This is a genomic window from Variovorax sp. Root434 (genome assembly GCF_001426595.1).
In the GTDB taxonomy this organism is placed as follows: domain Bacteria; phylum Pseudomonadota; class Gammaproteobacteria; order Burkholderiales; family Burkholderiaceae_C; genus Variovorax.
In genome coordinates this window covers 221222-234051 of the sequence record NZ_LMEK01000001.1, presented here as the reverse complement: position 1 = coordinate 234051, position 12830 = coordinate 221222, and the positions used below count along the sequence as shown (strand labels likewise).

The following is a 12830-nucleotide window of genomic DNA, read 5'->3' as shown; positions in this document are numbered from 1 at the left end:
CTGTGCCATAATTTTGGGCTTCGTTCAGAACCCTGCCCGGGTGGTGAAATTGGTAGACGCAGGGGACTCAAAATCCCCCACCGAAAGGTGTGCCGGTTCGATTCCGGCCCCGGGCACCAGATTTTTCTCGCCCCCAGGCTTCGCGCACTTCGTGTCGCTTCGCCAACCCCCTACCGGGGGCGCAACCGGCGGCCCGGCAGAGCCGGTTCCGCGGTTTCCCTGGAAGGGAACCGCTCCCGATTCACAGGTCAGGCCGCCTCGCGCAGGCCCGTATGCACCGTCGGATGCGCCAGCCGCACCCGCAGCTCACGCTTCAGCCGCGTGTTGTCCAGCCGGCGCGACTCCCCCATGAAACTCAGCAATTGCAGCGGCAGCTGCCGCTCGGCGTCGCCGCGCGCCACACGCGGTGGGCGCGGCATGCCGTAGAGGTCCGCGGCCAGATCGACGTAGTCGCCCATGCGCAGTTCGGTGTCGTCCGAGGCATGCACGATGCGCTGCGGCTTGCCGCGGAACAGGGCCGCCACGCAGGCGCGCGCGAGGTCGTCGGCGTGGATGTGGCTGGTGTAGACATCGTCCTCGCGCCGCAGCACCGGCGTGCCGCGCTGCAGGCGGCCGCGCGGGGTGCCGTTTTCGCGATCGGGCGCATAGATGCCCGGAATGCGCAGGATGCTGGCACGCACACCGGCGCTGCGGCCCAGCCAGCGCACGGCGCGTTCGGCATCCACGCGGCGATGGGAGCGCGGTGTGTCGGGGCGCACGCCGCGGGTTTCGTCGACGCGGGCGCCGCCGCAATCGCCGTACACGCCGCTGGTCGAACCGTAGACGAAAGCCGAAGGCAACGACCGCAGGCGCAATGCCCGCGCCAGCTCGGTGGTGCGCTGGTCGCGCCACCAGGCGGCACCGCCGTCGCGGGCGGGCGGCGCCAGGTGCAACACCCGCGTGGCGATGCCCGCCAGCCGGCGCAGGGTGGCCGCGTCGTCCAGATTGCCCACCAGCGGTCGGATGCTGGCCGCGCGCAGGGCGCCCACGCGGTCGGCCGACGAAGTGAGTGCCACCAGTTGCATGCGGCCGCGCAGATCGCGCGCCACACGCTGGCCGATGTCGCCGCATCCCACGATCAGCAGGCGCTCGCGCCGGAACCGCGCTGGCAGAGCGCCGGAGGGGCTATTGATTGAAGGCAAAATCCTGTTCCTGTCCCAATTCAGTTGCTCACCGGGCTTCGTACGGCCCGCGAAGAGTTCACCTCGAAGAATACCGATGACTGCTACAGCACCGCACGAAGCGGGCTTTTCCATCCACGTCGAACCCAGTGGACGCCATTTCATGGTTCACGGCGACGAGACCATCCTCGCGGCAGGCATCCGGCAGGGCATCGGCCTTCCCTATGGCTGCAAGGACGGCGCCTGCGGCTCGTGCAAGTGCAAGAAGCTGTCGGGAGAGGTCACCCTGGGCCCCCATCAGAGCAAGGCCCTGAGCGCCGAGGAACAGCTCGCCGGCTACGTGCTGACCTGCTGTGCGCACGCCCGGAGCGACGTGGTGCTCGAATCGCGACAGGTCACGGAAGCCGGCGCGCTGCCGATCCGCAAGATGCCGGTACGGGTGCAAGGCCTCACGCGCCTGTCGCACGACGTGATGATGGTGCGCCTGCAGTTGCCGGCAGGCGAGCCGCTGCAGTTCTACGCCGGCCAGTACGTGGAGTTCATCCTGCGCGATGGCGCACGCCGCAGCTACTCGATGGCCAATGCGCCGCACACGCTGGGCCAGCCCGGCACGGGCATCGAACTGCACCTGCGGCACCTGCCCGGTGGCAAGTTCACCGACCATGTGTTCGGCACGATGAAGGAAAAGGAAATCCTGCGCATCGAGGGCCCCTTCGGCAGCTTCTTCCTGCGCGAGGATTCCGGCAAGCCGATGATCCTGCTGGCCTCGGGGACGGGCTTCGCGCCGATCAAGGCGCTGCTCGAGCACATGAAGTTCAAGGGCATCGAGCGGCCCGCCACGCTCTACTGGGGCGGCCGGCGGCCCGAAGACCTGTACATGGACGCCTGGGTGCGCGAGCAGATGGCGCAGATGCCGAGCCTGCGCTACGTGCCCGTCATTTCCAATGCCACGCCCGAAGACAACTGGACCGGCCGCACCGGCTTCGTCCATCAGGCCGTGCTGGAAGACTTCGCCGATCTGTCGGGCCACCAGGTCTATGCCTGCGGTGCGCCCATCGTGGTCGACTCGGCCAAGCGCGATTACGTGGCGCTGGCGGGCCTGCCGGAAGAAGAATTTTTTGCCGACGCATTCACCACAGAGGCCGACAAGGCCCTTCCCTGAGACACCCCAAAAAGACAATGAAGACAAGACACTTCCTACTCACCCTGCTCGCCGGCGTCGCGGCCCTGCTGGGCACCAGCCAGGCGATGGCGCAGCAGCAACAGCGACCGATCCGCCTCGTCGTGCCTTACGCGGCAGGCGGCCCGATCGACAACACCGCTCGCATCCTGGCCGAGCGCGTCAAGGACACGCTGGGCCCGGTCATCATCGATAACAAGCCCGGCGCTGGCGGCAACATCGGTGCCGACATCGTGGCGAAGGCACCCGCCGACGGCCTGACGATCGGCGTCGCGGCCACCGCCACCAACGCGGTGAACCCGTGGCTCTACAACAAGATCCCGTTCAACGCCGCGACCGACTTCGCACCGATCACGCAGATGGTCCGCGTGCCCAACGTGCTGGTGATGAACGCCGACACGGCCAAGCGCCTGAACATCAACAGCGTGGCCGACCTGATCCACTATGCCAAGGCCAACCCGGCCAAGCTCAACTACGCCAGCGGCGGCAACGGCAGCGCCGGCCACCTGGCGGGCGAGCTGTTCAAGAAGGAAGCGGGCATCTTTGCAGTGCACATTCCGTACAACGGCGGCAACCCGGCGCAGCTGGCGCTGATCTCGGGGCAGGTCGACTTCAACTTCGACAACCTCGCCACGGCCGCGCCGAACATCCGCTCGGGCAAGCTGAAGGCGATCGCGGTCACGACGCTCAAGCGCAGCAGCGCCCTGCCCGACGTGCCGCCCGTGGCCGACACGCTCAAGGGCTTCTCGATCGACACCTGGTGGGGCCTGGTCGCACCGGCCGGCACGCCGCCCGAGGTGGTCGCGAAACTCAACCAGGCCTTCGTCGCCGCGCTGAACGCGCCGGAAACGAAGACCCGCTTCGCCTCGATGCTGGCCGAGCCGGTCGGCAACTCGCCTGAGCAGTTCGGCAGCTTCATGAAGAGCGAACTCGCCAAGTACGAGAAGGTGGTCAAGGCCACCGGGGCGAAGGTGGACTGACGAGGTCGTTCAGGGGCGCTGCGGCCTGCGTGTCGGTGGCCGCAGCCACGGCCGCCGCCGCTTCGGCCGCCCCGCTCTGGTAAGTGCGCAGGCCTGCGAGGTCGAGCACTTCCACGCCGCCATGTTCGATGCGCAACAGGCCGTCGCGCTGCAGCGCATGCAGCGCGCGGTTGGCACGCTGGCGCGACACGGCCGACAGCAGGCCGATCTCGTCCTGGCTCAGCCGCACGAAGCGGGTGGCACGCGGATAGAGGATGGGGTCGAACAGGCTGGCCAGGCAACGCGCCACACGCGCGTCGGGGCCGAGCAGCCGATCGAATTCCATGAGGCCGATGAACAGGCTCAGTCGCGCATTGATGTGTAACAACAGAAACCGATTGAAGCCGATGCTGGTGGACATCAGCCGCTCGAAGCTGCGCCGCGGCACGCAGGCCACGCGCGTGGGCCGCAGCGCCACGCCGTCGTAGCGCCAGCATCCGGGGGTGAGCAGCGAGCCTTCGCCGCTCCAGCCTCCAGCGGTCACGCCGGTGAAGGTTGAGACGCGCCCGTCGGGCAGCGACACCGACATCTTCAGCAGGCCATCCATCACGCCGATCCAGTGATCGGCCGGCTCGCCGCGCCGCACGACGAAGCCGCCGGCCGGGACCACGCGCTCGTGCGACTCCTGGACGACGCGGTCGAGTTCGTCGTCCGTGAGCGCGCGCGCCCACAAGCTCTCTCGGAGCATGTTCTCCAACGCGTTCGACATCGCGCCTCCTGCTGTCGTCCCTCGTGACATCGCATCGGCCGATCCGTCGCAGGCGCCGGTCGGCGGGGACCGTAAGAAATGTCGTTGCAACGACATCTTCGGCGCGGCGATGGTGCCACAGTCATCCGCGTTCGCCAAACAACAAGGAGACAACGATGAAGCGTTCGAACAAGGACCCGCGCCCCGCGCGCGGACCGGACGGCGGGGATGCGCACGGCCTGCGCCGGCGCGACGTGCTCGGCTACGCCACGGCCGCGCCGCTGGCATCGGCGGCGGCCGGCATCGCGGGGCTCGGCGCCCTCACGGCGCCCGCCTCCGCGGTGGCCGCGCTGCTGCCGATGACCCCGCCCGACACCACCGACCTGATCGACATCGGCGACGCGGTCACGCTCACGTCGCTGCCGACCATGCCGCTGGTGAAGGTGACGAACACCGGCGACGGCCGCGTGCGCCTGGCGCTGCCGCGCCTCGAAGTGGGCCAGGGCATCGCCACGGCCAGCGCCATGATGCTGGCCGACAAGCTGCGCCTGCCGCTGAGCGCGATCGAGGTCACCTCGGCCGACGCGAGCCCCGAGCTGATCTGGAACCAGCTCACCGGCGGCTCGTCGAGCGTGCGTTCGATGCATGCCGGCATGCCGACGCTGGGCGGCCTCGGCGGCCTGCTCTCGGGCTCCACGCCCTCGGTGGTCGGCCAGCGCGTGACGCGGCTCGACGCACTCGACATCGTCACCGGCCGCAAGAAGTTCACGCTCGACCAGGCGGTGCCCGGCGCCAAGCCGACGATGGTGCGGCGCCCGCCGACCATCAACGGTAAGTTCGTCGGCATCAACAACCTGAACACGGTGATGGGCATGCCGGGCGTGATCGGCGTGGTGCCGATTCCCGCCACCAACGGCATCACGCCGACGCCGCCGGGCGTGGCGGTGATGGCCGAGACCTTCGGCCAGGCCTGGGCCGCGGTGAACGCGCTCGACGTGACCTGGGGCGCCGGCCCGCTCGACGGCGAGTCGAACGCCACCATCATGAGCAAGCTGAAGTCGTCGCTGCTGCCTTTTGCGCTGCCACCGCTGGGCGCGCTGACGGTCGAGGCCGAGTTCGAGTTCGCGCCGGCCGCGCACTGCCCGATGGAAGTCGAATGTGCGATTGCGGACGTGCGAGCGGATCGCGCCGAAATCTGGGCCGGGCTGCAGAGCCCCATCGTCACCCAGCAGGCAGTGGCCGCCGAGCTGGGCCTGCCGCTGAACAAGGTTGTCGTGCATGTGGTGCCCTCGGGCGGCTCGTTCGGGCGGCGCCTGTTCTGGGACCCGGTGCTGCAGGCGATCCAGGTGTCGAAGGCGCTGGGGCGCCCCTGCCGCCTGATGTACCACCGCACCGACGACATGCGCCACACGCGCATCCGCCCGCCGATCTACCAGAAGGCACGCGCCACGATGCTGCTGGGCCAGGTCATCGCCTTCGAGCAGCGCATCGCCAGCGTGCGGCTGGACACGCGCCACGGCTTCGGCAACATGCTCGAGGCCGCCGCCATCGCACTGCCCAATGCCTTCCCGCAGACGGTGGGCAACTTCGCGATCGAGCAGGTGATGTTCAAGACCATGGTGACCTCGCCCTACAACTTCGGCGTCACGACCAAGCTGTTGACGCCGGTGCCGATGGACATGAACACCTGCTCGTACCGCTCGGTGCACATCCAGCCCGCGCGACTGGTGGAAGAGATCCTGGTCGACGAGATGGCCCGCGCCGCGGGCAAGGACCCGGTCGCCTTCCGGCTCGAGTACCTGCGCCTGCCGCGCGCCCGTGCGGTGCTCAAGGCGGTGGCGGAGGCCGCGCAGTGGGGCAAGGCGATGCCGGCGGGCTTTGCGCAGGGCGTGGGCGTGCACCAGGAGACGAAGTCGTTCACGGCCTGCATCGTCGAGATCGACGCGCGGGTACCGGCGCAGGCCCGCGTGGTGCGCGCGACCATCGCCATCGACGTGGGCACGCCGATCAACCCCTCGGGCATCGAAGCGCAGCTGCAGGGCGGCCTGTGCGAATCGATCGCGCTGGTGCTGTCGGCGGGGCTGCACATCCAGAACGGCCTGCCGCTGGAAGGCAGCTACTCGCAGTACCACTTCTCGCGCATGAAGCACTACCCGAAGGACGTGAAGGTCATCATCCTGCCGGCCAACGGCGAGGCCATCGGAGGGCTGGGCGAGGTCGGCCTGTCGGCGAGCTCGGGCGCCATCGCCAACGCCTATGGGCGCGCCACCGGCATCAAGCCGCGCAGCTTCCCGCTGAACTTCCCGGTCGATTTCACGCCGATCCCGCCGGGCAAGCTGCCCACGCCCGTCAACGTTCCGATTCCCGCCTGAGGAGACCCGCCATGCCTGTGCAATCTTTCAAGGTGAACGGCCAGAACGTGGACGTCGAGGCGCCCGACGACCTGGCGCTGCTGTGGGTGCTGCGTGACAAGCTCGGCATCACCGGCCCGAAGTACGGCTGCGGCATCAACGTGTGCAAGGCCTGCACCTGCCACGTCGACGGCAAGGCCGTGACGACCTGCTCGGTGCGCGTGTCCGACGTGCGCGGCCGCCAGGTGACGACCATCGAGGGCCTGGCCAACGGCAACACGCTGCACCCGGTGCAGCAGGCCTGGATGAACCTCGACGTGCCTCAATGCGGCTTCTGCCAGCCGGGCCAGATCATGGCGGCAGTGGACCTGCTGCGCCGCACGCGCAACCCGACGGACGCCGACATCGACGCCATCGAGAACGTGTGCCGCTGCGGCACCTACGGCCGCATCCGCGAGGCCATCAAGGCTGCGGCGGCGGCAATGGGGTAGGAGGCTCGCTTATTCGCCGAGGTAGGCGGCCCGCACGCGCGGGTCGCTCAGCAGGGCCTTGGCTTCACCGTTCATGGTGATAAGCCCCGATTCCATCACGTAGCCGCGGTCGGCCAGCTGCAGCGCGCGGTTTGCGTTCTGCTCGACCAGCAGGATGGTCACGCCCTGCGAGGCCACGGTCTGCACCACCTCGAAGATCTTGTCGCACATGATCGGCGACAGGCCCATCGTCGGCTCGTCGAGCAGCAGCACCTTGGGGCGCGCCATCAGCGCGCGGCCCATGGCCAGCATCTGCTGTTCGCCGCCCGACATCGTGCCGGCCAGCTGGTCCTTGCGCTCGCGCAGGCGCGGGAAGGTGACGAACACGCGCTCCATGTCGCTCGCGATGGCGGCCTTGTCCTTGCGGATGTAGGCGCCGATCTGCAGGTTCTCGGTGATGGTCATGCGCGTGAACACGCCACGGCCTTCGGGCACCATCACGAGGCCCTCTTCCACCAGGTCCCAGGCACCGCGGCCCTTGATGCTGCGGCCCAGGAATTCGATGTTGCCTGCTCCGGCCGGCAGCGTGCCGGTGATGGCCTTCATGGTGGTGGTCTTGCCGGCGCCGTTGGAGCCGATCAGCGACACCAGTTCGCCTTCGCGCACCTCGAAGTCCACGCCCTTCACGGCCTGGATGCCGCCGTAGCCGACCCTCAGGCCGGTGACCTTCAGCAGCGTCTTGCCGGCCGCCTTGGCTTGCGCGGCGGTGGACGAGGTTTCTTGTTCGCTCATGGTTGCGGTGCTCATGTCAGTGGCCTCCGGTGCCGAGGTAGGCCTCGATCACCTTCTCGTTCTTCTGCACGTCCACCGGGGTGCCTTCGGCAATCTGCTTGCCGTAGTCCAGCACGGTGACGCGGTCGCACAGGCCCATGATGAGCTTGACGTCGTGTTCGATGATCAGGATGGTGCGGTTGTCGCGGCGAATGCGGTCGATCAGCTCGCGCAGTGCGACCTTCTCGGTCGAGTTCATGCCGGCGGCGGGCTCGTCCAGCGCGATGAGCTGCGGGTCGGTGGCCAATGCGCGGGCGATTTCCAGGCGGCGCTGGTCGCCGTACGACAGCGTGCGCGCCTTGTAGTCGGCAAACTTGCCGATGCCGACGTAATCGAGCAGTTCGTGCGCGCGGTCGGCAATGGCCTTTTCCTCGGCCTTGAAGCCGCCGGTGCGGAACATTGCGCCGAGCACGCCCGAGTGCGTGCGGATGTGGCGCCCGACCATCACATTCTCCAGCGCTGTCATTTCGGCGAAGAGGCGGATGTTCTGGAAGGTGCGCGCGATGCCGGCCTTGGCCACTTCGTGCACAGCCGTCGGCTGGTAGGGCTTGCCGGCGAGCTCGAAGGTGCCGCTGTCGGGCGTGTACAGCCCGGTGATCACGTTGAAGAAGGTGGTCTTGCCAGCGCCGTTGGGGCCGATCAGGCCATAGACCTGGCCGCGCTTGATGGTGATGCCCACGTCGGAGAGGGCCTGCAGCCCGCCGAAGCGTTTGGAAATGCCGCGGACGTCGAGGATGGTGTCTGTCGTCATGTTGATTTTTCCTTCGGCGTTCAGGGATTGATCGACATGGGACGCGAAGCCGCACCCGGCAATTCGTCGGCGGGCGTATCGATGCCCGGCGCATGCGTTTGCAGCGATCCGGGAGCCACGGCCGCATGGGCCGGGTCGACGGGCACTGCGCCCTTCTTGGTCAACGTCTTGCCGTGTTCCGGCGAGGGCCAGAGGCCGCGCGGACGCACCAGCATGATGACGATCATGGCCAGCGCGATGAACAGCTGACGCAGGATGGACGCGTCGAGGCGGCCGTCGGTCAGCGACTGCAGCGGGCCGGCGACGTAGCGCAGTACTTCGGGCAGCGCGGCCAGCAGCACGGCACCGAGGACGACGCCGGGCAGGTGCCCGATGCCGCCGAGCACCACCATCGCGACGATCATCACCGACTCCATCAGGCTGAAGGACTCGGGCGACACGAAGCCCTGGAAGGCCGCGAACATCGCGCCCGACACGCCGCCGAAGCTGGCGCCCATGCCGAAGGCCAGCAGCTTCATATTGCGGGTGTTGATGCCCATCGCCTTGGCCGCGATCTCGTCTTCGCGGATGGCCATCCAGGCGCGGCCGACGCGCGAGGTCTGCAGGCGGTGCGAAATGATGATCGTGGCGATCACCAGCGCCAGGAACAGGTAGTAGTACAGCGAGACCGAGGAGATCGAGAAGCCGTCGAACTTCCATGCCTTGCCGAGGTCGAGGCCCCAGAACTTGATGGAGTCGATGGCGGTGATGCCCTTCGGCCCGTTGGTGATGTTCACCGGCTGGTCGAGGTTGTTCAGGAACACGCGGATGATTTCGCCGAAGCCGAGCGTGACGATGGCGAGGTAGTCGCCGCGCAGCTTGAGCGTGGGGGCGCCGAGCAGCACGCCCAGGCAACCGGCCACCGCAAGGGCCAGCGGAATCACGATCAGCAGCGAGGTGTGCAGCCCGTTCGGGAACATCTGTGCGAACCACGGGAAGGTCTCGCTCAGGTGCGACGAACCCATCAGCGCGTACAGGTAGGCCCCGATCGCGAAGAAGGCCACGTAGCCCAGGTCGAGCAGGCCGGCATAGCCGACCACGATGTTCAGGCCCAGTGCCAGCATCACGTAGAGCAATGCGATGTCGGCGATGCGCACCCAGGCGTTGCCCTGCATCTGCAGCAGCAGGGGCAGCGCGAGCACGGCGACGATGCCGATGATGTAGAAGGCGAGGTTCTTGCTGTTTTTCATGGCTCGTTCCTCAGGCACGGTCCGCCACGCGTTCGCCGAGCAGGCCGGACGGACGCAGCGTGAGCATGACGATCAGCACGATGAACGCGAAGATGTCGCTGTAGTTGCTGCCGAGCACGCCGCCCGTCAGCGTCCCGATGTAGCCCGAGCCGATGGCCTCGATGAGCCCCAGCAGGATGCCGCCGACCACCGCACCGGCGAGGTTGCCGATGCCGCCGAACACGGCCGCAGTGAAGGCCTTGAGGCCGGGCAGGAAGCCCATCGCGTGCTGCGCGATGCCGTAGTTCGATGCGTACATCACACCGGCAATGGCCGCGAGCACGGCACCGATGATGAAGGTGGCCGAGATCACCATGTCGGGCCGGATGCCCATGAGTGCCGCCACGCGCGGGTTCTCCGCTGTGGCGCGCATTGCACGGCCGAGCTTGGTGTAGTTGACCAGCCACATGAGCACCACGAGCGAGAACGCCGTGACGCTCAGGATCATGACCTGGGTGGGAGAGATCACCGCGCCGCCCACGTGGATGGGGTCGGTCGGCAGCAGGTTGGGATAGGCCTTGTTGGTCGGCTTCCAGATGATCATGGCCAGCGTCTGCAGCAGGATCGACATGCCGATGGCCGTGATCAGCGGCGCGAGCTTGGGACTGTTGCGCAGCGGCCGGTAGGCCACCTTCTCGATCACGAAGTTGAGGGTTGCCGCGACGACGCAGGCAATGATCAACGCGATGAGGAGGATCAGCCAGCCCGGTGTGTTGGGCATGCCGTCCTTCATGAGCCCGATGATGGTCCAGCTCGTGAGCGCCCCCACCATCAGCACTTCTCCGTGCGCGAAGTTGATCAGATTGATGATGCCGTACACCATGGTGTAGCCCAAGGCTATCAAGGCATACATGCTGCCCAGTACCAGACCGTTGATGATCTGCTGCAGCAAAATGTCCATAACGCGATTTCCTATGTGTTGCACCGTTGCGGGGTGCCATTCACCCGCCGGGCACCGGTTTGGCGCCCCTGGGTTGACAAGCAAAAAACCAGCCAACATGTGTCGCCGGCGGATTTGTGGGCGGGATTGTAGTCATGCACCAGCGTCGATTTGGTGCGCGGCGACGGGGGTTTACCCGCTCACGTCATGCTGTATGCGCGTGGGGCCATGCACGCTTTGCAAGCGTGCTGCAAACAAGTATCAGCCGTTGCCTTCGGCGTTCCGGCGGCGCAGTTCGCGCAGCTTTTCCGCGATGCGAATCTCGAGTCCACGCTCGACGGGCTCATAGAAGACCTGGCCTTCCAGCCCTTGCGGAAGGTAGCGCTCGCCGGCGGCGAAACCGCCCTCCTCGTCGTGCGCATAGCGGTAGCCCTTGCCGTAGTCGAGCTCTTTCATGAGCTTGGTGGGCGCATTCCGCAGGTGCATGGGCACGGGTCGCGTGCTGTCCGTCTTCACGAGGGCGCGCACCGCGTTGTAGGCCTTGTAGACGGCGTTCGACTTGGGAGCGATGGCGAGATAGACCACGCATTCGGCCAGTGCCAGTTCGCCCTCGGGTGTACCCAGACGCTCGTAGACCTCGGCCGCATCGAGCGCCAGGCGCAGCGCGCGCGGATCGGCCAGGCCGATGTCTTCGCTGGCCATGCGCACCAGCCGGCGCGCCATGTAGCGCGGATCGGCGCCGCCGTCGAGCATGCGCACGAACCAGTAGAGCGCGGCGTCGGGGTCGCTGCCGCGCACGGATTTGTGCAGCGCGCTGATGGTGTCGTAGAACTGTTCGCCGCCCTTGTCGTAGCGCCGCATGCGCTCGCCGAGCACACGCAGCAGCCACTCGTCGGTGATGTGGTCGAGCTTTTCGGCGCGGGCCGCGACCGCGAGGGTCTCGAGGGTGTTGAGCAGCCGGCGCGCATCGCCGTCGGCATAGGCCACGAGGCGATCGACCGCCGCGGCGTCGATGGCGGGCACGGCCTGGATGGCCTGCGCGCGCGCCACGATCTGCTTGAGGTCGTCTTCGCCGAGCGACTGCAGCACGTACACGGCGGCACGCGAAAGCAAGGCCGAGTTGACCTCGAACGAAGGGTTCTCGGTGGTCGCGCCGATGAAGGTGAAGAGGCCCGACTCCACATGCGGCAGGAAGGCGTCCTGCTGGCTCTTGTTGAAGCGGTGCACCTCGTCCACGAAGACGATGGTGCGCTGCTGCTCCAGCCCGTCGCGCGCGGCGGTGGCGCGCTCTACCGCTTCGCGGATGTCCTTCACGCCGCCGAGCACCGCGCTGATGCTCAGGAACTGCGCGTCGAAGGCATCGGCCATGAGCCGCGCGATGGTGGTCTTGCCGGTGCCCGGCGGCCCCCAGAGGATGCAGGAATGTGGCTGGCCCGATTCGAAGGCGATGCGCAGCGGCATGCCCGGGCCGAGCAGGTGCTGCTGGCCGATCACGTCGCCCAGCGTCTTGGGACGCAGGCGCTCGGCAAGGGGTTGGTGGGCGGTGGTGGCCAAGCCTGCGGGTTTATTGCTTGACGACGTCCGCACCGGCCGGCGGCTTGAAGTCGAACACGCTCGCCGGCAGCGAGGGATTCACCTCGACCTTGCCGAACTTGAGCACCGAGCGCTGGCCGAAGCTGTCGAGGATTTCGAGCGCCGCCAGCGCCTCGCCCTGGAAGCCGACCTGCACGCTCTGCAGCTGGCCGTCCTTGTTCTTCGGCGTGGCCTTGACCCATTGCAGGCCATCGCGCTCCGGCGCGGCCTCGAGAGTGAAATCGGCCTGCAGGGCCTTCAGGTCGGGCGCCGCGGCGATCAGCGCCGCCGGCGTGGAGCCCAGCGCCTGCGCCTGCGCGCGCTGCGTGACCTGGTTCAGGTCGGCGTCGTAGAGCCACAGCGTCTTGCCGTCGGCCACGATGACCTGCGCAAAGGGCTTCTGGTAGTCGAACTTGAATTTGCCGGGGCGCTGGAATTCGAAGGTGCCGCTCGAGGTCTTGGTGCGGCCCGGTTGCCCTTCGCGCGCCGGGGCGGTCACGGTCTGGGTGAAATCGGCGCGGCCGGACTTGACCGTCCTGACGAAGGTTTCAAGGCTTTCGAGCCCGCCGGCCCAGGCGTTGGCGGAACTCAGGAGGCCGATCAACAGCCAATGACGCAATTTCAATTTGGATTCCTCGCTTGGAAAAGCTGTGGCATTGG

12 protein-coding genes and 1 tRNA gene are annotated in these 12830 nt (G+C 67.4%); 5 read left to right on the top strand and 8 right to left on the bottom strand.

Going from position 1 to position 12830, the window contains the following annotated elements; translation table 11 throughout:
• Window positions 1-34 precede the first annotated feature (34 nt).
• Window positions 35-119: transfer RNA gene (locus ASD05_RS01085), tRNA-Leu, on the top strand.
• A 129-nt stretch (window positions 120-248) separates the two neighbouring features.
• Here the strand turns inward: ASD05_RS01085 and ASD05_RS01080 are convergent.
• Entirely contained in the window at window positions 249-1181 is a 933-nt protein-coding gene (locus ASD05_RS01080; protein WP_056586422.1) for an NAD-dependent epimerase/dehydratase family protein, read from the bottom strand.
• 76 nt (window positions 1182-1257) lie between these two features.
• Here ASD05_RS01080 and ASD05_RS01075 point away from each other — a divergent pair, with 76 nt between their 5' ends.
• Together ASD05_RS01075 and ASD05_RS01070 are read left to right on the top strand one after the other, a co-directional pair.
• Window positions 1258-2322 (top strand): CDP-6-deoxy-delta-3,4-glucoseen reductase, encoded by a 1065-nt coding sequence (locus ASD05_RS01075; RefSeq protein WP_056586419.1) that lies wholly within the window; start codon window positions 1258-1260, stop codon window positions 2320-2322.
• A gap of 17 nt (window positions 2323-2339) precedes the next feature.
• Window positions 2340-3320, top strand: coding sequence for a Bug family tripartite tricarboxylate transporter substrate binding protein (locus ASD05_RS01070; protein WP_056586416.1), 981 nt, complete (start codon window positions 2340-2342; stop codon window positions 3318-3320).
• Here ASD05_RS01070 and ASD05_RS01065 read toward each other — a convergent pair.
• The gene (locus ASD05_RS01065; RefSeq protein ID WP_056586413.1) at window positions 3292-4068 is read right to left on the bottom strand and encodes a Crp/Fnr family transcriptional regulator; all 777 of its coding nucleotides are present in this window, start codon (window positions 4066-4068) and stop codon (window positions 3292-3294) included. The two genes, ASD05_RS01070 and ASD05_RS01065, sit on opposite strands and share 29 nt — an antisense overlap.
• Window positions 4069-4223: 155 nt before the next feature.
• Between ASD05_RS01065 and ASD05_RS01060 the strand changes: the two genes are divergently transcribed.
• Window positions 4224-6419: a xanthine dehydrogenase family protein molybdopterin-binding subunit gene (locus ASD05_RS01060; RefSeq protein WP_056586410.1), complete on the top strand. Its 2196-nt coding sequence runs from the start codon at window positions 4224-4226 to the stop codon at window positions 6417-6419.
• A gap of 11 nt (window positions 6420-6430) precedes the next feature.
• Window positions 6431-6889, top strand: coding sequence for a (2Fe-2S)-binding protein (locus tag ASD05_RS01055; protein ID WP_007830311.1), 459 nt, complete (start codon window positions 6431-6433; stop codon window positions 6887-6889).
• A 9-nt stretch (window positions 6890-6898) separates the two neighbouring features.
• Here the strand turns inward: ASD05_RS01055 and ASD05_RS01050 are convergent, their stop codons facing one another.
• The 6 genes from ASD05_RS01050 to lolA all read right to left on the bottom strand — a co-directional run bounded on the left by ASD05_RS01050 (window position 6899) and on the right by lolA (window position 12795).
• Window positions 6899-7660: an ABC transporter ATP-binding protein gene (locus ASD05_RS01050; RefSeq protein ID WP_042672979.1), complete on the bottom strand. Its 762-nt coding sequence runs from the start codon at window positions 7658-7660 to the stop codon at window positions 6899-6901.
• Window positions 7661-7676: 16 nt separating this feature from the next.
• Entirely contained in the window at window positions 7677-8450 is a 774-nt protein-coding gene (locus tag ASD05_RS01045) for an ABC transporter ATP-binding protein (protein WP_007830307.1), read from the bottom strand.
• Window positions 8451-8470: 20 nt separating this feature from the next.
• Window positions 8471-9679 (bottom strand): branched-chain amino acid ABC transporter permease, encoded by a 1209-nt coding sequence (locus ASD05_RS01040; protein WP_056586407.1) that lies wholly within the window; start codon window positions 9677-9679, stop codon window positions 8471-8473.
• Between the two features lie 10 nt (window positions 9680-9689).
• Window positions 9690-10619 (bottom strand): branched-chain amino acid ABC transporter permease, encoded by a 930-nt coding sequence (locus tag ASD05_RS01035; protein ID WP_007830303.1) that lies wholly within the window; start codon window positions 10617-10619, stop codon window positions 9690-9692.
• A gap of 240 nt (window positions 10620-10859) precedes the next feature.
• The gene (locus ASD05_RS01030) at window positions 10860-12152 is read right to left on the bottom strand and encodes a replication-associated recombination protein A (RefSeq protein ID WP_056586404.1); all 1293 of its coding nucleotides are present in this window, start codon (window positions 12150-12152) and stop codon (window positions 10860-10862) included.
• Between the two features lie 10 nt (window positions 12153-12162).
• A complete protein-coding gene (gene lolA / locus ASD05_RS01025; protein ID WP_007830299.1) occupies window positions 12163-12795 on the bottom strand; it encodes an outer membrane lipoprotein chaperone LolA in 633 nt (210 codons plus the stop codon).
• Window positions 12796-12830: the final 35 nt, after the last annotated feature.

What these genes read in the sequence shown, in the direction of transcription:
- ASD05_RS01065 (WP_056586413.1), bottom strand. Translation starts at nt 4,068, where the DNA reads ATGTCGAACGCGTTGGAGAACATGCTCCGAGAGAGCTTGTGGGCGCGC.
- ASD05_RS01075 (WP_056586419.1), top strand. Translation starts at nt 1,258, where the DNA reads ATGACTGCTACAGCACCGCACGAAGCGGGCTTTTCCATCCACGTCGAA.
- ASD05_RS01035 (WP_007830303.1), bottom strand. Translation starts at nt 10,619, where the DNA reads ATGGACATTTTGCTGCAGCAGATCATCAACGGTCTGGTACTGGGCAGC.
- ASD05_RS01050 (WP_042672979.1), bottom strand. Translation starts at nt 7,660, where the DNA reads ATGAGCGAACAAGAAACCTCGTCCACCGCCGCGCAAGCCAAGGCGGCC.
- ASD05_RS01060 (WP_056586410.1), top strand. Translation starts at nt 4,224, where the DNA reads ATGAAGCGTTCGAACAAGGACCCGCGCCCCGCGCGCGGACCGGACGGC.
- ASD05_RS01055 (WP_007830311.1), top strand. Translation starts at nt 6,431, where the DNA reads ATGCCTGTGCAATCTTTCAAGGTGAACGGCCAGAACGTGGACGTCGAG.
- ASD05_RS01045 (WP_007830307.1), bottom strand. Translation starts at nt 8,450, where the DNA reads ATGACGACAGACACCATCCTCGACGTCCGCGGCATTTCCAAACGCTTC.
- ASD05_RS01070 (WP_056586416.1), top strand. Translation starts at nt 2,340, where the DNA reads ATGAAGACAAGACACTTCCTACTCACCCTGCTCGCCGGCGTCGCGGCC.
- ASD05_RS01040 (WP_056586407.1), bottom strand. Translation starts at nt 9,679, where the DNA reads ATGAAAAACAGCAAGAACCTCGCCTTCTACATCATCGGCATCGTCGCC.